At 67.6% G+C, this 22,750-nt stretch carries 17 protein-coding genes; 5 read left to right on the forward strand and 12 right to left on the reverse strand.

The window, feature by feature from the left end; genetic code table 11:
• Nucleotides 1–212: 212 nt before the first annotated feature.
• Genes KY501_RS49180 through KY501_RS49195 form a run of 4 tightly spaced genes read right to left on the reverse strand, consistent with a single transcriptional unit; the run spans nt 213 to nt 4,185 of the window.
• Complete coding sequence (locus KY501_RS49180) at nt 213–1,373, reverse strand: homogentisate 1,2-dioxygenase (protein WP_224372386.1); 1,161 nt, start codon at nt 1,371–1,373, stop codon at nt 213–215.
• Nucleotides 1,374–1,376: 3 nt separating this feature from the next.
• Complete coding sequence (hppD, locus tag KY501_RS49185) at nt 1,377–2,537, reverse strand: 4-hydroxyphenylpyruvate dioxygenase (protein WP_224372388.1); 1,161 nt, start codon at nt 2,535–2,537, stop codon at nt 1,377–1,379.
• A 29-nt stretch (nt 2,538–2,566) separates the two neighbouring features.
• The gene (gene maiA, locus KY501_RS49190; RefSeq protein ID WP_224372390.1) at nt 2,567–3,214 is read right to left on the reverse strand and encodes a maleylacetoacetate isomerase; all 648 of its coding nucleotides are present in this window, start codon (nt 3,212–3,214) and stop codon (nt 2,567–2,569) included.
• On the reverse strand, nt 3,211–4,185 hold the full coding sequence (locus KY501_RS49195; protein WP_224372392.1) for a fumarylacetoacetate hydrolase family protein: 975 nt from the start codon (nt 4,183–4,185) through the stop codon (nt 3,211–3,213). The genes maiA and KY501_RS49195 overlap by 4 nt, the downstream gene beginning before the upstream one ends.
• A gap of 419 nt (nt 4,186–4,604) precedes the next feature.
• Here KY501_RS49195 and KY501_RS49200 point away from each other — a divergent pair, with 419 nt between their 5' ends.
• Complete coding sequence (locus KY501_RS49200; RefSeq protein ID WP_224372394.1) at nt 4,605–9,611, forward strand: ATP-binding protein; 5,007 nt, start codon at nt 4,605–4,607, stop codon at nt 9,609–9,611.
• Here the strand turns inward: KY501_RS49200 and KY501_RS49205 are convergent.
• The 3 genes from KY501_RS49205 to KY501_RS49215 all read right to left on the reverse strand — a co-directional run bounded on the left by KY501_RS49205 (nt 9,583) and on the right by KY501_RS49215 (nt 12,236).
• Nucleotides 9,583–10,497 (reverse strand): class I SAM-dependent methyltransferase, encoded by a 915-nt coding sequence (locus KY501_RS49205; RefSeq protein ID WP_224372396.1) that lies wholly within the window; start codon nt 10,495–10,497, stop codon nt 9,583–9,585. The genes KY501_RS49200 and KY501_RS49205 overlap by 29 nt on opposite strands.
• A gap of 234 nt (nt 10,498–10,731) precedes the next feature.
• The gene (locus tag KY501_RS49210; protein ID WP_224372398.1) at nt 10,732–11,580 is read right to left on the reverse strand and encodes an alpha/beta fold hydrolase; all 849 of its coding nucleotides are present in this window, start codon (nt 11,578–11,580) and stop codon (nt 10,732–10,734) included.
• Nucleotides 11,581–11,729: 149 nt separating this feature from the next.
• Nucleotides 11,730–12,236 (reverse strand): GspE/PulE/PilB domain-containing protein, encoded by a 507-nt coding sequence (locus KY501_RS49215; RefSeq protein ID WP_224372399.1) that lies wholly within the window; start codon nt 12,234–12,236, stop codon nt 11,730–11,732.
• Between the two features lie 291 nt (nt 12,237–12,527).
• Here KY501_RS49215 and KY501_RS49220 point away from each other — a divergent pair, with 291 nt between their 5' ends.
• Nucleotides 12,528–14,495 carry a S9 family peptidase gene (locus tag KY501_RS49220; protein WP_224372401.1) on the forward strand — a complete coding sequence of 656 codons (1,968 nt, stop codon included), beginning with the start codon at nt 12,528–12,530 and terminating at the stop codon, nt 14,493–14,495.
• 98 nt (nt 14,496–14,593) lie between these two features.
• Here KY501_RS49220 and KY501_RS49225 read toward each other — a convergent pair whose 3' ends face one another.
• Nucleotides 14,594–14,941 (reverse strand): hypothetical protein, encoded by a 348-nt coding sequence (locus tag KY501_RS49225; RefSeq protein ID WP_224372403.1) that lies wholly within the window; start codon nt 14,939–14,941, stop codon nt 14,594–14,596.
• Between the two features lie 264 nt (nt 14,942–15,205).
• On the opposite strand from KY501_RS49225, the gene KY501_RS49230 reads away from it, so the two are divergent.
• Both KY501_RS49230 and serA read left to right on the forward strand, forming a co-directional pair.
• Complete coding sequence (locus tag KY501_RS49230) at nt 15,206–15,583, forward strand: SpoIIAA family protein (RefSeq protein WP_224372404.1); 378 nt, start codon at nt 15,206–15,208, stop codon at nt 15,581–15,583.
• A 102-nt stretch (nt 15,584–15,685) separates the two neighbouring features.
• Entirely contained in the window at nt 15,686–16,936 is a 1,251-nt protein-coding gene (gene serA, locus KY501_RS49235) for a phosphoglycerate dehydrogenase (protein ID WP_224372405.1), read from the forward strand.
• A 43-nt stretch (nt 16,937–16,979) separates the two neighbouring features.
• On the opposite strand, the gene KY501_RS49240 is transcribed toward serA, so the two are convergent.
• The 4 genes from KY501_RS49240 to KY501_RS49255 all read right to left on the reverse strand — a co-directional run bounded on the left by KY501_RS49240 (nt 16,980) and on the right by KY501_RS49255 (nt 20,956).
• Complete coding sequence (locus KY501_RS49240) at nt 16,980–18,383, reverse strand: FAD-binding oxidoreductase (protein ID WP_224372406.1); 1,404 nt, start codon at nt 18,381–18,383, stop codon at nt 16,980–16,982.
• Between the two features lie 52 nt (nt 18,384–18,435).
• Complete coding sequence (locus tag KY501_RS49245; protein WP_224372407.1) at nt 18,436–19,872, reverse strand: vWA domain-containing protein; 1,437 nt, start codon at nt 19,870–19,872, stop codon at nt 18,436–18,438.
• A 115-nt stretch (nt 19,873–19,987) separates the two neighbouring features.
• The gene (locus KY501_RS49250; RefSeq protein ID WP_224372409.1) at nt 19,988–20,515 is read right to left on the reverse strand and encodes a Pvc16 family protein; all 528 of its coding nucleotides are present in this window, start codon (nt 20,513–20,515) and stop codon (nt 19,988–19,990) included.
• Nucleotides 20,516–20,656: 141 nt separating this feature from the next.
• On the reverse strand, nt 20,657–20,956 hold the full coding sequence (locus tag KY501_RS49255; protein ID WP_224372410.1) for a hypothetical protein: 300 nt from the start codon (nt 20,954–20,956) through the stop codon (nt 20,657–20,659).
• A gap of 159 nt (nt 20,957–21,115) precedes the next feature.
• Between KY501_RS49255 and xseA the strand changes: the two genes are divergently transcribed.
• Nucleotides 21,116–22,714, forward strand: coding sequence for an exodeoxyribonuclease VII large subunit (xseA, locus tag KY501_RS49260; protein WP_224372411.1), 1,599 nt, complete (start codon nt 21,116–21,118; stop codon nt 22,712–22,714).
• Nucleotides 22,715–22,750: the final 36 nt, after the last annotated feature.

A 22,750-nucleotide genomic window follows, 5' to 3' on the forward strand; every position in this document is an offset into this window, starting at 1 on the left:
GCGCCGCCTGCGCGTACGCGACGAACGACGGGACGATGTCCACTTCGGCCTCCTCGTCCTGGGCTGCTGCCTGATGCTCTTCCGTCGCCTTCAATCCTGACTTTTGTTAGGCGCTCTAAGCATTCCGGGCGGTTGCGAGGTAAGGACACCATTCTGCTGAAGGTCTGCACCCCCGGCGCGGGTTCGAATCCAGCCGCATCCCAAGCCTCCTACTATGGGATGAAGCTGTTCTGGTAGTTCGGATCCTCGACCGTGAGCGCCGCCGCCGTGGGATGCAGCGGCAACGTCGTGTCCAGCATCACCGCCAGCTCATCCGTCCTCTTGTGGCCGATGCTCGCCTCGTACGCGCCCGGGTGCGGTCCGTGCGCTACGCCAATCGGGTGGTGGCTCACGCTGCCCGGTCCCACGCCTCGCCGACTGGTGAAGTTCCCCCGGCAGTAGAAGAGGAACTCGTCACAGTCCACCGAGCTGTGCGGGTACGGGCACGGGATGGCCTCCGGATGGAAGTCCACCACCCGCGGCACGAACGAACAGATCAGCGCCCCACGCGTGGCGAAGGTGCCATGCCACGTGGGCGGCAGGTGCACCAGGCCCGCTCTCGGCTGGAAGTTCAGGATGGGGAACGCCCACGGATACACCGTGCCGTCCCAACCCACCACGTCCAGCGGCGAGCTCTGGTAGCGGAACCCGTGGAACGCATCCCCGCGCTTCACCACCAGGTCGCGGATGCCCTCGTCCTGCGGGCCCGTGAACGCCACCACCTTGAAGTCCCGGTGGCTGTAGGGCGCGTCCATCCGCAACTGCCCCACCTCGTTGCGCCACTGCCTCGGCAGGTGCAGCCCGCCCTTGCACTCAATGGACAGCCAGTACTGCGCCACGCCCTTGTCCGGGATGAACCGGTGCACCATCCCGTGCGGCACAAAGACGTAGTCCTCCGCCTCGAAGCGCAGGTCCCCCAGCGGCGTGCGCAGCACCCCACTGCCCTCGTGGATGTAGAAGAGGTCATCCCCATCCGCGTTGTTGAAGTAGACGGGATCCGCCTCCGTGGGGTGCAACACCCCGAGCGTCACGTCGGCGTTGAAGAGCAGCGGCACCCGCGCGTCGATGGGCGCACCACCCACGCGCTTGAGCTCCTGCGTCTTGTAGTGCCGCTTGGCCAGGGCCCGCCCTGTCACCGGCTCCGGCGCCTTCCATCCGTGCGTCGCCTCCGACAGGCTCTGCGTGTGCGGCGCCCGCTGGTGGTACGCAATGGTGTAGGGCCCCTCGAACCCGTCGCGGGTGATGCACTCCTCGTACATCAGGGTGCCCTTCTCATCCCGCAGCTGGATGTGGTGCTTGCGGGGCACCTTCCCGACGACGCGTCGCTCGAACATGGCCTAGATCCGCCCTTCCGACTTCTGCTGGCGCTCGATGCTCTCGAACAGCGCGCGGAAGTTCCCGCCGCCGAAGCCCTGGTCTCCCTTGCGCTGGATGATCTCGTAGAAGAACGGGCCCGCGTGCGGATCCTTGTAGAGGCTCGCCGCGTCCTTCATGAAGATCTGCAGCAGGTACTGGTGCTCCTTGTCCCCATCGATGAGGATCTCCAGCTCGCGCAGCTTCTGGATATCCTCGTCGATCCTCTTGATACCCATGCGCTGGATGCGCTCGGGCAGCGCGTCGTAGTACGAGCCCGGCGTGGGCATGAACTGGATGCCCGCCGCCTCGCGCATCGCCTTCACCGAGCCGATGATGTCATTCACCGTGAGCGCCAGGTGCTGCACGCCGTCGCCCCGGTGGTCCTCGTTGAAGAGGTTGATCTGCGAAGCCTTGAAGAAGGGCCGCAGCGGCTCGTTGTTGGCGAACTTCACCTTGCTGTTCGGATCCCACACCACCGTGGAGCGCAGGCCCGACCCGTGATCCCGCTTCTGCTGCGCCATGTCCTCGGTGTGGAACTGGATGCCCCAGAACGTCTCGAAGCCCATGACGTGCTCCATCCACAGGAGCATGGGCTTCATCGTCTGGAAGTTGCAGGTGATGTGGTCCACGCGGCCAAAGCCATAGCGGTTCTGCCCGCCCTGCGGCGTGGCGTGGGCCTGGAAGCCCGGGTACAGCGCGCGGTAGCCGTCCCGCTGGATGAAGCGGAAGGTGGTGTCACCGAACGGCGTGGTGATGGAGAACATCGCCAGCTTGCCGCCCCGCTCGTCGGTGTAGCGCTGGATGTCCGTGATAAAGGTGGCGTCCCGCTTCTCGAGCAGCCGGAAGGCCTTCTCGACGTCCTCCACCTCGTAGTTGATGGTGCCCACCCCGTCCGGGTGCTTGCGCAGGAAGCGCCAGGCGCGTCCGCCATCGCCATCCGGCTGGCTGACGATGAGCACCACGTCCCCCGCCTGGAAGACGGCCGACTTCTGCTTGCCCGCCTTCTCCAGCTCCGGCGACGACACGCCCAGCTCCGCGAAGTCCAGCCCCTTCGTGTAGAAGCGGCGGCTGCGCTCCAAGTCATGCACGTACCAGTGCACGCTCTCGATCATCTTGATGCCCAGCGATTCAACTTTGGCCATGGTCGGTTCCTTCAAGAGTGCTTGAACTGTCAGGCCGGCACCGCGTCGGGTTGCCGGTCGGGATGCGCCGCCTGGAAGGCGGGAAGTTTCTCGCACGCTGCCTCGATGCGCAGGAGCGTGGGATAGGGCGTCAGGTCTACTCCATAACGCCGAGCCCCGTAGAGTTGCGGCACCAGGTAGATGTCCGCCAGCGACACTGTCTCTCCCAGACAGTAGGTGCCCGCGGTCTCCTTCACCGCGGCCTCCAGCGCCGTCAGCCCGCGGACGTTCCAGTGCGCGGCGAAGGCCTTCTCGTCGGCCTTCAGCTCGTTCTTCACGTACTGGGCGACCGAGGTGTTCTGCAGCGGCTGGATTCCCGAGTTCACCATCTCCACCAGCATGCGGACCCGGGCGCGCGGCAGCGGCTCGGCTGGCAGCAGCGCGGGCGTGCGGTAGCGCTCCTCCAGGTACTCCAGGATGGCGACCGACTGAGACAATCGCACCAGCACCCCGCCCTCCTCGAACTCGAGGGTGGGCACGGTGCGCATGGGATTGATGGCGCGGTACGCCTCCGAGTTCTGCTGCCCGCCGTCCTTCAGCAAGTGGATGGGCTCGTAGCTGTAGGCCACGCCCTTGAGGCTCAGCCCGAGGCGCACCCGCCACGAGCTCGTCGATCGCCAGTAGCTGTACAGCTTCATCGCTTCACCACCTTCTGCGAGATGCGGCCGAACAGGCTGCGGCCCGCGCCGTCCAGCACCTCGATCTGGATGGTGTCCCCTGGCTTCATGAAGGGCGTCTTCGGCTTGCCCTCATCAATGGTCTCGATCATCCGCCGCTCGGCCAGGCAGGAGATGCCGCGGGTCCGGTCCTCGTTGGACACCGTGCCGCTGCCCAGGATGGTGCCCGCCGTGAAGCCACGCGTCTTGCTGATGTGCTGGATGAGCTCCGGGAAGGAGAAGTGCATCTCTCCCGCATCCGTGTCGCCCACGAGCTGGCCGTTGAGGGTGGAGCGCACGCGCATGTGCAGCCGTCCCTCCTTCCACGCTGGCCCGAGCTCGTCCGGGGTGAGGGCGAAGGGGCTGAACGCGGTGGCGGGCTTGCTCTGGAAGAAACCGAAGCCCTTGGCCAGCTCGTCCGGGATGAGGTTTCGCAGCGACACGTCGTTGGCGAGCATCACCAGCCGGATGTGCTTGCCGGCCTCGGCCGCCGTCGCGGCCTGCGGAATGTCGCCGAGGATGACGCAAACCTCGCTCTCGAAGTCCAGGCCCCAGGCTTCATCGCCCAGGGGGATGTCCGCCGTGGGCGCCAGGAACTCGCCCGAGCCGCCCTGGTACACCAGCGGATCCGTCTTCAGCGTGGGCGGAGGCTCGGCGTTGCGCGCCTTGCGCACCAGGATGACGTGGTTGAGGAAGGCACTGCCGTCGACCCACTCGTAGGCCCGAGGCAGCGGGGCCAGCAGCGCGTTCACGTCCAGCGGGCGGCTCTGGACGGCGCCAGACTCGAGCTGCTCCACCAGGGTGCGCAGCTGAGGCTCCGCGCGCGCCCAGTCATCCAGCGCGGCCTGGAGCGTGAGGGCCACCGGGGTGGCCAGGGCGTACGCGGTGCTGTCGCGGTTGACGACGATGAGCCGTCCATCGCGAGTCCCATCCTTGAGGGTGGCGAGCTTCAATGCCGGGCTCCTGGGCGGCCGAGAGGAGAACTGCCAGGCCGCCATCTTGCGCCGCGCTTTTGTGCCCTGAAACTGGGGGTGTCAAGCCACTCGCGGGTAGAAGACCGGGGGTGGCGGTTGTTGCTCCCAGAAGTCTGGCCTCCAGGACACCTGTACCGGGCTGATCCCATGGCACACCGGCCGACGCTGTGCGCACTGCGTCATCGCCGGTTGCCTGTCTGCTCTCCGGGCCGTCGTATCAGGCCTTGCGAGCAAGTGGGATGGAACCGGCGCAGCTTTGTTGAACGCCAGGGCAGCAAGTCCGAGTCGGTCGGCGCTGACCCCTTGGCACGGACCGTTCCGGCACCAAGCTTGTCGCAGGGACGACGCGCAGCCGACCGCATTGCCACGGCAATGCGCTGGGAGGGCGAGGGCATCGAATGGCAGACGGCTTTCCACAGGCCAGCGCCGCTCCTGGAGAACCTCTCCCCGGGCGTCGGCTGGGCAATCGCTTCGAGCTCCTCCAGCGGATGAAGGCGGGCCGAGGTATCTCGACCTGGCTGGGGAGCGACCTGCGGACCGGGGGCCGGGTCGTCATCAAGGTGACCCCCACCACCACCCTGGCACCCGCGGCCCGGCAACGGCTGGAGCACGAGGCCTCGGTGCTGGCGGAGCTGCGCAGCAGTTTCCTCACCCCCATGCTTCACATGGGCGTGTCGGGAGAACTGCTCTATCTCGTTACCCCCTACATCCCCGGAGAGACGCTCGAGGAACGGCTCTCCCACGGCAGCCTCTCGCTGCCAGAAGTGCTCACTCTGGGACAGTGCGTGCTGGCCGCGCTCGCCGAGGCCCACCGCCACGGCGTGCTGCACCGGGACGTGAAGCCCGCCAACATCATTGTCGAGGGCCAGCCGCTGGCGCGCGCCACGCTGGTGGACTTCGGCCTGTCGCGCAGTGAGCGGTTGGATCCGTCGTTGAGGGATCTGCCCGTGGGCACCGCGCGCTACCTCTCGCCGGAGCAGGCCGGGTTGCTCAACCGTCCGGTGGAGGTGACGTCGGACCTGTACTCCGTGGGCATCGTGCTCTTCGAGGCGCTCTCGGGCCGCCCCGCGTTCGACGGGGGCTCCGTGGGCGAGGTGCTGCGGCAGCACCTGGCGGCGCGACCCAAGCTGCGCAGTGGAGGAGTGGAGGTACCCCGCGCGCTAGAGGAGCTGGTGGGCCGGCTGCTGCAGACCGACCCCACGGACCGGTACCAGTCCGCCGAGTCCGCGCTGGCGGATCTGCGCGCGCTGGACGAGGCGCTCTCGCAGGGTGAGGCGGAACCGGAGCTCGTCACCGGCTCGCATGATCAGCGCCGCAGCCTCACCGAGCCCTCTTTCGTCGGCCGCCACGAGGAGCTGGCGGTGCTGGAACGCGAGCTGGAGCGCACCCGCTCCGAACCGGGGCGGCTGGTGGTGGTGGAGGCGGAGTCCGGTGGCGGCAAGAGCCGGCTTCTGGAGGAGCTGTCCGCGCGCGCCGTGCACCACCGGGCGTGGGTGCTCCAGGGACAGGCGCAGGATCAGGCCGCGCAGCGCCCCTTCCAGCTCTTCACCGGAGTGGCGGCGGGTATCGCCGCGGCAGCGCGCGAGAAGCCTGCCCTGGCGGAGATGCTGCGCGACCGGCTGGGAGAGCAGACCTCGGCGCTGTCCACCGTGCTGCCCCAGTTGGAGCCAGTGCTGCGCCCGGGCCCGCAGCAGAGCCTGGGCCCCGAGTCCTTCGGTGAGAACCGCGGCATCCGCGCCCTCACCTCGCTGCTGGCGGCACTGGGCACGGAGGCGGAGCCCGCAGTGGTGCTGCTGGATGATTGCCAGTGGGCGGATGAGCTCACGCTGAAGGCCATCGAGAACTGGCAGCAGGGCGCCTCGCACAGCGAGGGGCATGTGATGCTGGTGGTGTCCTTCCGCAGCGAGGAGGCGGGCCCCGGCCACATGCTGCGGCGGCTGAAGCCCAGCGCCCACCTGCGCCTGGCGACGTTCGGCGCCGCCGAGGTGGCGCGCATGGCCGAGTCCATGGCCGGAGCCCTGCCGCACGAGGCCACGGAGCTGGTGGCGCGGCTCTCGGAGGGCAACCCCTTCATGGCCTCGGCGATGCTCCACGGGCTGGTGGAGGACGGAGCGCTGGTACCCGGGCCGGATGGCTGGCAGGTGGATGCGGACGCCATGGCGCACGTGCGCTCGTCGCGGCAGGCCGCCTCGTTCCTGGTGCGGCGGCTGAAGCGGCTACCGGCGGAGTCTTTGCGGCTGCTCTCGGTGGGCGCGGTGCTGGGCAAGAGCTTCGATCTGGAGCGCGTGGCGGCGCTGTCTGGCACGCACCCCGAGCGGGTGGCCGCGGCGCTGGCCGAGCCTCGGCGGCGGCACATGCTGTGGGAGGACAGCAGGGATAGGTACACCTTCGTCCACGACAAGCTGCGCGAGGCGCTGCTGGGGCTGCTGCTCCCGGACGAGCGCAAGGAGCTGCACCGGCTGACGGCGCGCACCATCGCCAGCAGCCCGATGGCGGATCCCTTCGAGCTGGCCTACCACTTCGACGCCGCGGGCGAGTACACCCAGGCCCTGCCCTACGCGCTGGTGGCGGCGGAGAAGGCCCGGCAGCAGTTCGCCCTGGCCACCGCGGACCTCAACTACCGCATCGCCGAGCGGGGCGCGGCCGGCGCGGACACCGGCACGCGCTACCGCATCGCCTCCGGGCTGGGGGACGTGCTCATGCTGCGCGGCCGCTACGAGGAGGCCCAGCCACAGATGGAGCTCGCCCAGAGCCTGGCCAGCACCCGCGTGGAGCAGGCCCGCACCTGGTCCAAGCTGGGAGAGCTGGCCTTCAAGCGCGGCAAGGGAGACGAGGGCAACGCGGCGCTCGAGACGGGACTGAAGCTGCTCGGGCGCTGGGTGCCAGACAGCAACGCCCTGCGCGCCATGGGCGCCCTCTGGGAGATGGCCGTCCAGGCCGGGCACACGCTGCTGCCCCAGGTCTGGCTGTCGCGCCGCCCGCTGGACGACAGCGAGGAGGATCTCCTGGCCGTCCACCTCTACAGCCGGCTGGCGTATGGGTACTGGTACCAGCGCGGACGCATGGCCGTGCTCTGGGCGCACCTGCGCGAGCTGAACATCGCCGAGCGCTACCCGCCCACCCCCGAGCTGGCCCAGGCCTACTCGGAGCACTCGCCCGTGGCCACGGTGCTGCCCTGGTTCGAGCGCGCCATCGACTACGTGAGTCGCTCCCTGGCGATGCGCCGGGAGATGGGAGATGTCTGGGGCCAGGGGCAGTCGCTCGGCTTCTACGGGCTGGCGATGTATTGCTCGGGCCGCTTCGAGGAGTGTATCGAGCGCATCCGCGAGGCCATGCGGCTGTTGGATCGCACCGGCGATCGGTGGGAGATGAACAACGCCCACTTCCAGATGTGCATGGCGCTCTACCGGCTGGGGCGGCTGAAGGAGGCCGTGAGCTCCGCCCAGCAGTTGCACCGGGCGGCGCTGGCCATCGGAGACCGGTACGCGGCGCGGCTCGCGCTGGAGGCCTGGGGCAAGGCCTCAGTGGGCCGCATTCCTCGCACCCTGCTGGAGCCCGAGTTGGCCAACCCCAGCGCGGATCCCCAGTCGCGCGCGGGCGTGCTCATGGCCGAAGCCATCCGCCAGCTCCACGAAGGTGACGCGGAGGGCGCCGTCACCACGCTGGAGCAGGCCGAGCGGCTGGTGGAGCTCACCCACCTGCGCAACGAATACGTCTCCTCCGTGCCGGGCTGGCTGGCCACCGCGCGGCGCCTGCGCCTGGAGGGCATCTCGTCGTACGCGCCTGCCCGGCGCGAGGAGCTGCTGGAGGAGACCGAGCGCACCGCGGAGCGAGCCCACAAGGTGGCGCGAACCTACCGCAACAACCTCCCCCACGCCCTGCGCGAGAAGGGCCTGCTGGCGGCCATGAGGGGGCGGAGCCGGAAGGCTCGCCGCTGGTTGGAGCAGAGCCTGCGCGTGGCCGAGGAGCTGAAAATGCGCCACGAGCGTGCCCAGACGCTGCTGGCGCGCGGACAGGTGGGCAAGGAGCTCGGCTGGCCCGAAGCCACGGAAGATCTGCGGACGGCCACCCGGGAACTCCAGGAGATGGAGCAGGGCCTGGCCGAGGAATCCCTCGCGCCGGGAGCAACCCCCGAGCGGCTCGAGACGCTGTCCCTGGCCGATCGCTTCCCCCGCGTGCTGGAGGCCGGCCGGCGCATCGCCTCGGCCCTCACGCGCGAAGCGGTGTTCGAAGCGGTGCGTCAGTCCATGCTGGAGCTGCTGCGCGCGGAGCACTGCGTGGTGCTGGATCCCGCCGACGTGCTCCCCGAGGACACCCGCGCCGCCGAGGGCGTGAGCCGCACCGCCATCAACCAGGCCCTGGAGACGGGGCGTCCGGCCATTCTCGGTCAGGGCATGCCCGGCGGCGTGAGCGACAGCATGGAGATGATCGGCGTGCGTTCGCTGCTGTGCGCGCCGCTGCAGGTGCGAGGCAAGACGGTGGCCTGTGTCTGCGCCAGCCACCGCCAGGTAGGCGAGCTGTTCGGCGAGGACGAGGAGAAGCTCACGGGCTTCATCACCACGCTGGCCAGCGTGGCGCTGGAGAACGCGGAGGGCTTCGAGCGCATGGCAGCCCTCTCGGAGGAGCGGGGACGGCTCTACCGCGAGGAGCAGGAGGCGGTGCGCCGCCGGGACGACTTCCTCTCCATCGCCGCGCACGAGCTGAAGACGCCGCTCACCTCGCTCCAGCTCCACCTCCAGGGACTCATGTCCCAGGTGCGGCAGACGGCGCAGACGATGCCGCCCGAGCGCGTGGCCAACAAGCTGGAATCGGCCAACATGCAGACGCAGCGCCTGGGCCGGCTCGTCAACGAGCTGCTGGACATCTCTCGCGTGGCGCAGGGCCAGTTGCTGGGGAAGATGGAGGAAGTGGATCTCGTAGCCCTGGTCCGAGGCGTCATCGAGCGCTCGCGCGAGGCCCTGGCCCGGGCAGAGTGCCCGGTGGAGCTGTATGCGAGCTCCAGTGTCATCGGGCACTGGGACGCGATGCGGCTGGAGCAGGTGGTGGGCAACCTGATCACCAACGCGATGAAGTACGGCGCGGGCAAGCGCATTCAGGTGACGGTGGACGCCGACGCCACGCACGCCCGGCTCCGGGTCAAGGACGAGGGTATCGGCATCGCCCCGGAGGACGCCGAGCGCATCTTCGAACGCTTCGAGCGCGCCGTGTCCGTGAGGCACTACGGCGGCTTCGGCATCGGCCTGTGGCTGGTGCGGGAGATCGTCCAGGCCCTGGGCGGCACGGTGGAGGTGGAGAGCGCCCCGGGCAAGGGCGCCACCTTCACCGTCACCCTGCCCCTGAGCGGCCCGGAGCAGCCCGCCGCGGGGGACAAGCCCCTCAGCGCCGAGTCAGCTCCAGGTAGATGACGTTGCTCTCGCTGTCCCGGAACATGCGCCAGGACGCGAGCACCCCCGGGTCGATATCGAGGGTGAGGGCCTGCATCTGGTCCTCATCGCGGTAGATGAGCCACCAGTCCATGAAGGCCTCCAGGTAGCCGGCCTCGGGGCAGGTGGCGAAGTTGGCCACGAGCAGGCGTCCCCCCGGGTTCAGCATGTCGAAGAGGAGCTGCGTCAGGCGCCGGGCCGTGTTGTCGGACAGGTAGTCATACAGGCCGGCCGAGTAGGCGAGGTCCAGGTGCCCGAACACGGTGCGGCCCGTGAGCAGGGCTCGCACGGAGCCGCACACCGGGCGGATGGCCGTCTCCGGGTGCTGGCGAGCCACCTCCGCCAGGCTCACGGGGTCCTGGTCGAAGGCGATGAACTCGCCCAGGTGGTGCTCCTTCACCGCGTGGGACATCTCGGCCTCGCGCAGGTGTCCGCACGCCACCGAGAGGATCCGCGGCCGGTGCACCTGGGAGGCCACCGTGTCGATCTCCCGGGCCAACAACACGCGCCGCTCGCGAACGCTCCGAGGGCTCGGCTGCTGATACATGAAGCGGTAGATGTTACCGCCCGGGTGAAGCTGGTCCTCTCCCATCCGCTCGGCGTAGAGGTAGTCGATCAGCGCCGCATCCCCCGCGTAGCCGCGGGGCCGCTCGTAGCCGTGGCGTGTGAAGGGGCATTGGTGGAGCAGTTCCCGGAGCGGGTGGACCCGTGCCGCTTCGAGACAGAATTTCCTCCAGTCCTTGCGGCTCCACTGGCGTCTCAAATGGAACAGGCCATGGTGCAGGGTCAACATCCCCGTCTGCACATCGCCCCCATGGGAGAGCTGCCGGTAGATGCCATCCAGCCAGGAGGTCGCTTGACCGAGCATCTCACCCTGGCTCGCCCAGTCAGACACCGGCGCGACCAGGGCGTTACGCCCGATGCTGCGAACGAGATCAGACGTCGTCAGTCGTAGAGAGAAGGGATTGTGCATCAACAACGACAACGCGAGATGCCCATGTAGGCCATTCCTGCAATACATCGCGACGGAATGGGTGCTCCCTCGGCAGCCAGTGGACATGGCGCCCCGCGTCAGGGCTGGAGACGCGGGGCGGGGGGGCTGTTACGGTGAGCCGGCGGCAACCATGGCGCCAAACTCCTCCGAGCGCGGCTCGAGGCCGGACAGGAAGCGGCGGATGGCCCGGTTCACCAACTCCGGCTGCTCCAGGTTGGACATGTGCCCCACGTGAGGCAGCCGCACCAGCCGTGAGCCGTGGATGCGCGTGTGCAGCGTCTCCGCCATCTCCGGCCGTGTCACCACGTCCTCCTCGCCCACCAGGATGAGCGTGGGGGTGATGATGCGAGACAGCTCCTCGGTGACGCCGCGCCGGGTGATGACGCCCTGCATGGCCCGCCAGACATCCCTCGGATTCTGCAGCAGTTGGCGCCGCAGCTCCTCGCGCTCGGCGGCCCGCGACGGATCCTTCATGAAGGTGTGCCCGAAGTAGATGGACATGAGGCGGTCCACCACAGGGCGCAGCCCCAGCCAGTGCGTCGTCGCCGTGAGCAGCCAGTACCGGGACAGCGTCCACGGCGACTCCGAGCACGCGGAGGTGTCCAGCAGCGTCAGCGAGCGGAGCAGCTCCGGGTGCCGGGCCGCCACGCGCAGCCCCACGAAGCCGCCCATGGACAGGCCCACGAAGTGACAGGGGGCCAGCCCCAGCGCCTGGATGAAGGCCACCGCGTCTTCGTAGACCGTGCGCAACTCGATGCCCTTGCCGGGTGGAGCGGTGCTGCGCCCCTGGCCTCGATGATCATAGGCAATGCAGCGATAGCGGCCCCGGAGGGCATCGATCTGCCGCGAGTAGAGATTCGAGTTCCAGAGCAATCCGTGGCTGAAGACGATCGGCTCGCCGGATCCTCCAGTGTCCTCGTAGTAGAGCTGCACACCGCGAAGGTTCAGGAATGGCATGGTGTCTGGGAGAGGGAGTCAACCAGGAAGCGGAACCCCGCGAGCACGCCTGATGCTTCCCGCGTGCCATCGGAGTCTGGCCCCGGCCCTGCGCTCGGGGACAGGAGCGCCTGTCCTGCTGCCAGCCTTCGCCGGACACGCGGCGAGGCTCATGGATAGCGGCCGCGCTCGACCCGGAAGTCGTCCTCGGGAGGCAGCTCGATGGGCTCCACATGGCGCCCGGCGAGGATGCCGTGGCGGCGCAGCGTGCGCTCGATGTCCTCAGGGAATGCGAGCACCGGCTGTACGCCGAGGCCCGTGGCGAAGGTCACCTCGTCGATGAGCTTGAGGTTCTCCGGCTGGTGCGTGGCGATGATGATGGAGCCCCGCGAGCCCGTCTGCTGGAGCCGCAACGGGCAGATGCGCAGCCGCGCGAGCACCTCCGCCGGCATCGTGTTCACGACGGAGGCCGGCACCTTGTCCATCTGCTCCGAGCGGATGAACGGCACGTTGAGGTGCCCGGCCAGCAGCCGCAGGAACACCTCGCGCGGCATGACGTTGAGCGAGAGCACCGCCTCGCCAAACTTGCACTTCCACCGCGACTGATACGCCAGCACGGTCTCCACCTGCTCGGGCGTCAGTGCACCGTTGTGAACGAACCACTCTCCGAGTCGCATCCTGGGCACGTCTCATCCCCCGCCAACACACCGGCCGAGGCGGGAGAATGCGTCTGGCGTGCCATGCCCGGAGCCAGGCAATTCGCAGGGTTGGGCTCTCTCTTCCTGAGAGTGCGGAAGGTTTTTCCGTGACACACCTCCCGGAATTACCGTCCACCCCGACTCCTTGTCTGGTGGACAACCCGGCATCGAGTGCAATGACGCGGGTGTTTTCTCGTATCTCCCTACCGTTCAGTCACAGTGTGTGCGCGGGCTCTCCGCGCTCGCTCCCATTTACACTCAGGAGGTCGCATGTCGTCCCTCGTCTCACGAGCCCTCGCGGCGGTGGCGCTGGTGCCCACCCTGGTCCTGGCCGCTCCTCCGGCGGCGCCCGCGAAGAAGCCCGAGCCCGCTGCGGCCGCGCAACCGGCGAAGCCCACGGCACGGCCCTCGAAGCAGTACACCATCGAGCAGTTCATGGCGACGACGCGGGCGACGGGCGCCTCGTTCTCCCCGGACGAGAAGAAGCTCCTCTTCTCCTCGAACGAGAGCGGCATCTTCAACGCCTACAGCGTGCCGGTGAGCGGAGGCAAGCCCACGCAGCTCACGCAGTCGAAGACGGAATCCACCTTCGCCGTCAGCTATTTCCCGGCGGACGAGCGCATCCTCTTCACACGGGATCAGGGCGGCAACGAGAACAACCACCTGTACGTGCGCACCGTGGACGGCCAGGAGAAGGATCTGACTCCGGGCGAGAAGCTCAAAGCCCAGTTCTTCGGCTGGAAGACGGATGACTACTCGGCCTTCTACGTGCTCACCAATGAGCGCGATCCGAAGTTCTTCGACCTCTACAAGTACGACGTGAAGACGTACGCGCGCACCCTGCTCTACCAGAACGACGGCGGCTACGACGTGGCCGACATCTCCCGGGACGAGAAGTGGATCGCCCTCGGCAAGCAGCGCACCACGTCTGACGCCAACATCCATCTCTACGACGTGGCGAAGAAAGAACAGAAGCTCATCACCCCCCACCAGGGCACGGCGATGTACTCGGCGGCCGAGTTCGATCCGAACTCCACCTCCCTCTACTTCCTCACCGACGACGGCTCGGAGTTCAAGCGCGTGGCCCGCTATGTGCTGGCCTCCGGCAAGTCCGAGGACGTGGAGCGCGCGGACTGGGACATCATGTACACGAACTTCTCCCGGAATGGCGCCTACCGCGTCAGTGGCATCAACGAGGACGGGCGCACCGTCATCCGGCTCCACGACACGAAGGCAGGCAAGCAGGTGGCGCTGCCGCAGCTGCCCGAGGGCGACATCACCTCGGTGTCCATTGCGCGCAGCGAGAAGCGCATGGCCTTCTACCACAATGGAGATCGCTCCCCGAGCAACCTGTATGTCTATGAGTTCGGCACGGGCAAGTCCACGCGCCTGACGAACACACTGAGCCCGGCGATCGACTCGGCGGATCTCGTGGACGCGCAGGTGGTGCGCTTCAAGTCCTTCGACGGGATGGAGATCCCCAACATCCTCTTCAAGCCGCACCAGGCCACCGCGGAGAACAAGGTGCCAGCCATCGTCTTCGTGCACGGCGGCCCCGGCGGGCAGACGCGCAAGGGCTACGCGCCGCTCATCCAGTACCTGGTCAACCACGGCTACGTGGTGCTGGGCATCAACAACCGCGGCAGCTCCGGCTACGGGAAGACGTTCTTCACCGCGGATGATCAGAAGCACGGCCACGAGCCCCTGCAGGACTGTGTCGAGGCGAAGAAGTACCTGTCCAGCCTTCCCTACGTGGATGGCAGCCGCATCGGCATCGCTGGCGGCAGCTACGGCGGCTACATGACCTTGGCGGCGCTCACCTTCCACCCGGACGCCTTCAACGCGGGCGTGGACATCTTCGGCGTCTCCAACTGGCTGCGCACGCTCAAGAGCGTGCCGCCCTACTGGGAGTCCTTCCGCGAGGCGCTCTACCAGGAGATGGGCGACCCGGCGAAGCAGGAGCAGATGCTCAAGGACATCTCGCCCCTCTTCCACGCCGAGAAGATCAAGAAGCCGCTGCTCGTCATCCAGGGCGCCAATGATCCGCGCGTCATCAAGCCCGAGTCGGACGAGATCGTCCAGGCGGTGAAGAAGAACAACGTCCCCGTCGAGTACGTCGTCTTCCCCGACGAGGGCCACGGCTTCACCAAGAAGAAGAACGAGGCGGAGGCCTATTCGCGGATGCTCAGCTTCCTCGATCAGTACCTGAAGAAGTCCGGCGCCGCGCCGACGAACTAGCGCGCTCCAAACGACTGCGGCGGAGCCGGCTCCGCTTCGAGCCAACCCCGCCGCACTCACTTCGAGAAATAGCGCCCGGACTCACCGGGCGCCGTGGCTCATGCCTTCAGCGGCTTCACCGCCTCGGGGCACTGCCAGTAGGTGTACTCGCAGGTCTCCGTGCTCGGATCGCACGGCACCTTCGCGAGGGTGATGAGCTCGCACGGGTGCGTGGGAGCCCCGGGCTGAGCAGGCGAGGCGCCAGGAGGAGCCGCCACGCCGCCGCTGCCCGAGCCGTTGCCCGCGGGAGCCGGGCCCGCCCGGCCTGCCCCGCGCCCTTTGCGCGAGGACCCGCGCGAGTCCTGCTTCGACTCCTGCGACGGCGGAACCCACAACGTGGACACCACCGGCAGCAGGCCCGGGGCGACTCCCAACACCGCGCCCAGAACATACAGCTTGGTCCGCATGAAACCCCCTTGCCGGTCAGATCGCCTCCGCACCCCGCTGGCGCGTCGGCTCCGATCGGCCGGCAGCGACGTAACTACCAGTGAGGTCTGACATTTTTGGCCGCGCCGCCCCCTGCGACGCGCCCCGTCACCCGTGTCATTCCGGGCACTTCGAACCACTCCCCAACGCACCAGGAGAGGAGTCGTCCTGGGAGCCCGGAGGCGGTTAGAATGATCGGCTACCCCAGCGCTTGTCAGCGCCGTGTGGTATGGGAACACGCCCTCATGCCCTTCCAGATCATCGTCCACCAGCCCGATCGCATCCTCGAGGTCGTCTACCCGTCCCAGCCGACACAGGCTGATGTGGACGACTATCTGACGCGCGTGCGGACAACCATCGAGGAGCTGGCGGGGGACTGGAGCGCCCTGGTGGATCAGTCCCAGCTCCGGGTGATGCCCTCCAACATGGTGGCCGTGATGGCCAAGCTCAACGCCTTCGCGCAGCTCAAGGGCATGAAGCGCTCGGCGCGCATCGTCTCCACCGCGGGCTCGGGGCTCCAGGCGTGGCGGATGACGAAGCAGGCCATGCTGACCATCCCCGCGCGCACCTTCGAGTCCCGGGAGGATGCCCTCGCCTGGCTGAAGAACCCGGACGACGAATAGGGCACGCAAGGCGTTCGCCTGCGACATGAGAGCCTGTCCAGCCTCCAAGGAGGCGCGTGCGAGGCTTGACAGTCAGAGCGGCGGGGTCTAACGCGAGGCGCCATGAGCACATCCCGGTTTCCCAACCCGTCCACGCCCATCAGCAACAAGGTCCCCCTCCGCGTTCTCCTGCTGGAGAACATCCACATGTCCGCCGAGCACCTGCTGAAGGCCGAGGGCTTCGAGGTGGAGCGCGTGGCCGGAGCGCTCAAGCCCGACGAGCTGGCCGAGCGGCTCAAGGGCGTGCACCTGCTGGGCATCCGCAGCAAGACGAACGTCCCGGAGAGCGCCCTGGCCCACGCGGAGAACCTGCTGGCCATCGGCGCCTTCTGCATCGGCACCAACCAGATCGAGCTGACGGCCACCAACCGCCACGGCATTCCCTGCTTCAACGCGCCGTTCAGCAACACGCGCAGCGTGGCGGAGATGGTCATCGCGGAGATCATCGTGCTGACGCGCCAGCTGTTCGATCGCAGCCGCGAGGTGCACACGGGCCAGTGGCGCAAGGTGGCCACCGGCAGCCATGAGGTGCGAGGCAAGACGCTGGGCATCATCGGCTACGGGCACATCGGCTCGCAGCTGGGCGTGCTCGCCGAGGCGCTCGGCATGCGCGTGCTCTACTTCGACGTCATGACGAAGCTGCCGCTGGGCAACACGCGCTCGGTGAACAGCCTGGCCGAGCTGCTGGGCGAGTCGGACTTCGTCACCCTGCACGTGCCGGCCACGCAGTCCACGAACATGATGATTGGCCCGGCGGAGCTGGCGAAGATGAAGAAGGGCGCGTGCCTCATCAACGCCAGCCGCGGCTCGGTGGTGGACATCCCCGCCCTGGCCGAGGCGCTGCGCTCCAAGCACCTGGGCGGCGCGGCCGTGGACGTGTACCCCGAGGAGCCGGAGACCAACAGCGACGGCTTCCGCACCGAGCTGCAAAACCTGTCCAACGTGGTGCTCACCCCGCACATCGGCGGCTCCACCGAGGAGGCCCAGGAGGCCATCGGCCGCGAGGTGGCCACCTCGCTCATCAAGTTCGTGAAGTCCGGTGCCACCACGGGCTCGGTGAACTTCCCGCAGGTGGAGGTGCCCCTCATCCCCGGCACGCACCGCATCCTCAACGTGCACCGCAACACGCCGGGCGTGCTGCGTGACATCAACCGCATCGTCTCGGACCTGAACGCCAACATCCACGCGCAGATGCTGAGCACGGACTCCAACATCGGCTACCTGGTCATGGACCTGGACCAGGACGTGTCCGCGCAGGTGTGCGATGCCATCGCGGGCCTGAACACGGACATCAAGACGCGCATGGTGTCCTGAGGCACGCGTGGGCCCGCCCCCTCTCTGGAGCGGGCCCACTCCCTCACCTGTCGATGATCTTCCCCGGGTTGAGGATGTGGTTCGGGTCGAGCGTGCGCTTGAGCGCGCGCAGCAGCTCCAGCTCCGCGGGAGCGCGCGTATAGGACAGGTAGTCCTTCTTCAGCAGACCGATGCCGTGCTCGGCGGAGATGCTGCCCTGGTACTTGCGCACCAGGGCGAAGATGTCGTGGTCGGCCTGCTTCGTGTGCGAGAGGAACTCGGCCTTCTCCATGGCATCCGGCTTCATCACGTTGACGTGCAGGTTGCCGTCGCCGATGTGGCCGAAGAGGCAGATCTCCCAGCCCGGGTAGCGCGCGCCGAAGAACTGATCCAGCTCCGCGCAGAAGGACTCCAGCGCGGCCACGGGCAGCGCGATGTCGTTCTTGTGCGGCAGGCCGGTGGCGGAGAGGCTCTCGCTGATGCCCTCGCGCAGCGCCCACAGCTCCGCGGCCTGCGAGGCGCTCTGGGCCTGCGTGCCATCCGTCACCAGCCCGCGTTCGAAGAGCGAGCCCAGCCAGGCCTCCACCGCCGCCGCGTCCGTGGCCTCGGCCTCCATGAGTACGTAGCAGCCGCTGGGCGCTTCGAAGGGCGAGCGCAGCTTGCGGTGACGCTGCAGCCGGGCCAGGCACTTGTCCGTGAAGAACTCGTAGGCGGACAGGGACAGCGGCGCCTGGCGCGCATCCCTGAACAGTCTCAGCACGGCAGCCACGTCCGGCACGGCGAAGAGGAACACCTCCTGCTTGCCGGGCAGCCGCGTCAACTTGAGCGTGGCCTCGGTGATGATGCCCAGCGTGCCCTCGCTGCCAATGAAGAGCTGGCGCAGATCCGCGCCCGTGTTGTTCTTCTCCAACGCGCCGTTGAGCTCCAGCACCTGTCCCTGGGCCGTCACCACCTGGAGCCCCAGCACCCACTGCCGGGTAAGCCCGTAGCGGATGACCTTCACCCCGCCCGCGTTGGTGGCGATGTTGCCACCCACGTGGCTGGAGCCCTTGGAGGCGAAGTCCACCGGCCACGTCAGCCCGTGCTGGGCGCAGTGCTGGTGCACGGCCTCGGTGACGGCACCCGCCTGCACCCGCACCGTGTTGCCGAGCAAGTCCACCGGATCCATCCGGTTCATCCGCCGCAGCGAGAGCACCAGCTCACCCCGAGCCGCTACCGCGCCCGCCGCCAGCCCCGTGCGCCCACCCGAGGGCACCACCGCGACCCGGTGCTCGTTGCATAGGGCTAGTACCCGGGCCACCTCGTCCGTGGTGCGCGGGAAGGCGATGGCGGCCGGGGCCGGCGTGTAGACGCGCGTCCAGTCCCGTCCGTACTCCGACAGCTCCCCAGGCTCACGGGTGAGGAAGTCTGGCGGGAAGCCCTCGGCGATGGCTCGGAGGAAGGCGTCGGGGAGAGAGGCAGTGGACATGCCCGTAGGCGTATTGCACGCGCCCCCTCCTGACAAGACGTAGCATACGGCTTCAGGGCACCATCAGTGCCGCCAGCTTACCCGCCAGCTCCGCCTCGGTGCGCAGCGGCTCGTCGTCCAGAGCCTGCGCCTCCGCCTGGAGCAACGCCGCCGTCCGGTCCGCCACCTCTCGGGCGGCGGCCTTTTCGCCCTTCCCCCAGTGCTCGCATGCCTGCCGGGCTCCCAGGATGAAGTTCGTCAGCGCCACCGTCTTGCGCACCGTGTTCTGCGAGTACCACGTCGACGTCGAGCTGAGCGGCTCGCTGCCCTCGTAGCTCGCGGTGAGGGCGACCTCGGGCGCAGCCTCGCCCGCCGTGGGATTGAAGGAGAAGCCATTGGCCACCACCTGCTGGCCGGGCTGCACCTCTCCGGTGCTGCTGAGGCGCGCGACGATGGCACCGCGACGCCGCGAGAGGAATACCGTGGCCACGTCCATCGTGGCTGTGCTCGCCCCCGGGCTCACGCCGGGCACGCCATACACCGCCTCCACCCGGAAACCCTCGGACGGCGCGAGCGCCATGTGCAGATCATACGCGATGGGTGTCACCAGGAAGTCGAAGTCCTCATCGAACACCTCTCGCGTCCGGTCCGCGTTGCTCAGATAGAAGTAGTTCGAGCCACGCACGGCCGAGATCTTTGTCACGAGCTCCTGCCCGAACGCGATGTTCACCCCGAAGACCGTCGTGTCCCGGCCCTGATCGGAGTTGCCGCGCAGCAGGTCCATGAATTCACCGTCGCCCGTGGCGCCCACGTTGGGCATCGCGTCCGTGAAGAGGAACAGACGGCGCGCCCGGGCGGGATCCACCTCCCTCTTGGCGAGCTGCGCGTACCCTTCCTTCAGGCCGCACTCGATGCAGGTGCCGCCATCCACCTCGATCGTGTCGATGGCCTTCAGGAGCGCCTCGCGGGCTGCCGCGGACTGCTGCTGAACCAACGTCTTGACGTCATCGTCGAAGACGACCAGCGAGAACGTGTCGTTCTCGTCCAGCTTCGAGACGAGCCGACGCGCAGCCTCCTTTACCGACTGGAGCGGTGAGCCCCCCATCGAGCCGGAGCGGTCGATGACCAGGGCCACGTCCAGTGGCTTGCGACGAAAGGTGGCCGGGTCCACGTTGGAGGAGAATCCGACCTGCACGAACACCTCCTGACGCCCCGTATCGATGGCCGGCGCGATGCCCGTCGCCGTGCGAAGGCACAGCACCTGGTTGCACGCCGGGCCCTGCAGCGGCAGGTCGTGTTCCGAGTAGAGCCCCTCGGCGACGAAGTCCTCAGGAGCCGGAACCTGCCCCTGGGCGATCTTCGTCCGCGCCAGCCCGATGTCCTGCGAGCCGCCTGGGGTCGCTCCGAAATCTCCAGCGCCGCCTGTCCCGATGCCGTCTGTCCCAATGCCACCACAGCCAGCCAGCGTGAACGCAGTCGCCATCAGCGCGACGAGGAGCCTCCGCGTCATGTCATCCTCCTGAGGAGTAGGGGTGACTGCGCCGAAGCAAACCTTGTTCCCGACTGAAGCCCTTGATTTCACGCTCCTCGAGCGCACGGGCGTCATGCCCGCCCTGACAGCCGTGTCAGCCCTCAGTAGCTGAGGGGTGCGTCGACACCGGGCGTCCGGTCGTTCGGCACGTCACCCCTCCTTCACCGGCATGCGCATCACCCGCTGCCCTGGTGGGCACGGTCTGGGTGACGAGCGGGAAGCGGACGCGCCGGACATTCGGCTCGGCCCGCTCGCGCCGGACCGGCATCCGAACACGGAAGGCCGGGCGAGGAGGAACGGCCAGCGCCGTCCACAGTTCCAGGGGAATGGGGCTGAGATCCACCTCGAAGTCGGGCGTCTCCAGTGCGGAGAACACAAGCTCGCCCAGCAGTTGGTGCGCACGCTCCGGGCTCTCACCACCCACGGTGATCAGATAGCAAACAGAGAACTGCAGGGGCACCCGTCGCACCGAGCGCGCGGGAGGTGCGGCGCCCAGCTCCAGCAGGTACAGGCTCACCCCTTCCGTCAGGGTGGTCCGTTCCGGGACCGCGAAGGACACAGGGGCGTCCCCCAACACCTCACCCACCCATGCCTTCAGGCGCTGGTCGATCTCATCGATCATCCTGTCTCCTCTCCCACGTCAGCCCCAACCCTGGACCGCAGGACGGCAGAGAAAGTTGATCCCGATCTCTTCAACGGAAACTGCCCCAAAGGGTGGCTGCGCGTCCACGCATCAACACGCGAGTCAGCACTCAATCAGCCCTCATATGATAGCGTAACACGTCTGTGTGCGTTCATTACCCCTCGCCATATCCCTGGCGATCAAAGAAAGGACTATCGTGAAGAAGTTCGCAATCTGTGTTGTTTTGGCCTTGGCCGCTTGCGGCGTGGAGTCTCCGGACAGCGACGCCACAACGAGCCCGGACCTCACAAAGCCAGCAGCCGTCTCCTGCTCGGCCCTTTCATCAAGCGTGTGCTCGGGAAAGAGCGTCGGCGAGAGGTGCTCGCTCAGCCCGCAGCGCTGGTGCTTGCCGTCGAACGAGCTGCCGGACGGCAGCATCATCTGCCTCTGTCAGAGCCAGTCGACGAATTGATCTCAGTGGCTGCAACTGTCCGTGGGTGAAGGATACGACCCCGCGTCGCCCGCAGTGGACGGGCGCGCGGGACTCCGTGTGCTCCAGCGGCCAGGCAGGATTCCCGCCAGCGGTGATAAAGTGACCTGATGAGTCGGCGAGTCATCAACGACGGCCTCGGGACACTCCAGATCCACTCTCCCTACGATCGCAGGCTCGTGGACGTCATCAAGACGCTCCCCGGCCGCCACTGGAACGGCACCGAGAGATTCTGGTCGGTTCCCGAGAAGAACATCGTGGCGGTGGTGAACCACCTGTACGCCGAGGGATTCGATTTCTGCGAGAACACGCGGCGCCTGTACCGTGAACGCGGCGGCGACCTTGTCCTCGACACGAATGAGCACAAGCCCGGCGCTCCACCGAAGCAGGTGGGAGCGGCGACCGACCTCACCGTCTCGCAGCTCAATGAGAAAGTCCAAGGAGCGATCCAGCGGGCATTCCCAAACTCCCTCTGGCTCGTGGGTGAGATCTCCGGGTTCAACAAGGCTCGACACAGAAGCGTCGTCGGCTTCGAGCTCGTCGAGCGAGATGCGCTGGGAAAGGAATCCTCCAGGCTCAAGGCCGTCATTTTCGGGCGCACGCTGCGAGCGCTCCAGGACCGGCTCGCCACGGCGGGTGAACCCTTTCAGCTCGATGACGAGATCCAGGTCCGGGTGCGAGGGCGCGTTGATCTCTACATCCCGTGGGGCTCGTACCAATTCGTCATCGAGGATCTCGACCCCGACTACACGCTGGGAGAAGCAGCCCGGCGACAAGAAGAGCTTCGCCGACGGCTTGCCGAAGAAGGACTCCTCGAGCGAAACCGCTCGTTGCCCTTTCCTCCCCTTCCCCTGCGCGTGGGCCTCGTGACGAGCCTGAACTCGGACGCCTACCATGACGTGCTGCGGACACTGGAGGAGTCCGGGCTCGCCTTCGACGTCCTGGTTCATGGCGCGCGTGTCCAGGGCCGACAAACGGAGCCCTCCGTCCTGAATGCGCTGGACTGGTTCCGAGCCCATGCCGCGGAGTTCGATGTTCTGCTCATCTGCCGTGGCGGCGGTTCACGAACGGATCTTGCCTGGTTCGACTCGGAGGCCATCGCCCGGGCCATCGCGACGTTCCCCATCCCAGTCGTGGTTGGAATCGGCCATGAGCGGGACATCTCTCTGCTCGACTTCGTGGGCTGGAGGGCCAAAACGCCGACAGCAGCAGCCTCCCTGCTCGTCGATCGCATCCTGGAAGCCCGAGAGGTGGTCGAATCGCGCCTGGAAAGGATTCTCGAACACGCCAGGGAAATGCTCGAGGGATCCTCATCGGATCTCGAAGAGCAGGCCCGTCAGGTCCCGCTCGTGGCCAAGGATTTGCTCGAGCAGAGAACCCGGACTCTTCGGGATACAGCCCGGCGGCTCCGTCTGGGTGCGGGGCGCGACCTCTCTTCCGCGTCGCGTCGAGTCGACGAGATCGCTTCTCGGCTGGGCCCTCACGCCTCCAGGCTGCTCGCGCGCGAAAACGAGCGCGCCGAAGCGCGGAGGCGGCGCCTGCTTCTCCTGGATCCACGGCGTGTGGTGGAGCGAGGGTATGCCATCTTGCGCACGGAGACGGGGGCGGTCCTCAAGAACCCAGCACATGCTCCCAGCGGCACCCCTCTCACGGCCGAGTTGAAGTCGGGAGCGTTGCGGCTTCGCTCGGAAGGCCCGGAGAAGAAATAGGCGTATGGCACAGCCCAAGCACTCAACGAAGAAGGC

The organism is Hyalangium versicolor, assembly GCF_020103695.1.
GTDB lineage: Bacteria > Myxococcota > Myxococcia > Myxococcales > Myxococcaceae > Hyalangium > Hyalangium versicolor.

Coding starts and splice junctions, on each gene's coding strand:
- KY501_RS49180 (WP_224372386.1), bottom strand. CDS start 1,373: ATGTTCGAGCGACGCGTCGTCGGGAAGGTGCCCCGCAAGCACCACATC.
- hppD (WP_224372388.1), bottom strand. CDS start 2,537: ATGGCCAAAGTTGAATCGCTGGGCATCAAGATGATCGAGAGCGTGCAC.
- maiA (WP_224372390.1), bottom strand. CDS start 3,214: ATGAAGCTGTACAGCTACTGGCGATCGACGAGCTCGTGGCGGGTGCGC.
- KY501_RS49200 (WP_224372394.1), top strand. CDS start 4,605: ATGGCAGACGGCTTTCCACAGGCCAGCGCCGCTCCTGGAGAACCTCTC.
- KY501_RS49205 (WP_224372396.1), bottom strand. CDS start 10,497: ATGCTCGGTCAAGCGACCTCCTGGCTGGATGGCATCTACCGGCAGCTC.
- KY501_RS49210 (WP_224372398.1), bottom strand. CDS start 11,580: ATGCCATTCCTGAACCTTCGCGGTGTGCAGCTCTACTACGAGGACACT.
- KY501_RS49215 (WP_224372399.1), bottom strand. CDS start 12,236: ATGCGACTCGGAGAGTGGTTCGTTCACAACGGTGCACTGACGCCCGAG.
- KY501_RS49220 (WP_224372401.1), top strand. CDS start 12,528: ATGTCGTCCCTCGTCTCACGAGCCCTCGCGGCGGTGGCGCTGGTGCCC.
- KY501_RS49225 (WP_224372403.1), bottom strand. CDS start 14,941: ATGCGGACCAAGCTGTATGTTCTGGGCGCGGTGTTGGGAGTCGCCCCG.
- KY501_RS49230 (WP_224372404.1), top strand. CDS start 15,206: ATGCCCTTCCAGATCATCGTCCACCAGCCCGATCGCATCCTCGAGGTC.
- serA (WP_224372405.1), top strand. CDS start 15,686: ATGAGCACATCCCGGTTTCCCAACCCGTCCACGCCCATCAGCAACAAG.
- KY501_RS49240 (WP_224372406.1), bottom strand. CDS start 18,383: ATGTCCACTGCCTCTCTCCCCGACGCCTTCCTCCGAGCCATCGCCGAG.
- KY501_RS49245 (WP_224372407.1), bottom strand. CDS start 19,872: ATGACGCGGAGGCTCCTCGTCGCGCTGATGGCGACTGCGTTCACGCTG.
- KY501_RS49250 (WP_224372409.1), bottom strand. CDS start 20,515: ATGATCGATGAGATCGACCAGCGCCTGAAGGCATGGGTGGGTGAGGTG.
- KY501_RS49255 (WP_224372410.1), bottom strand. CDS start 20,956: ATGATGCTGCCGTCCGGCAGCTCGTTCGACGGCAAGCACCAGCGCTGC.
- xseA (WP_224372411.1), top strand. CDS start 21,116: ATGAGTCGGCGAGTCATCAACGACGGCCTCGGGACACTCCAGATCCAC.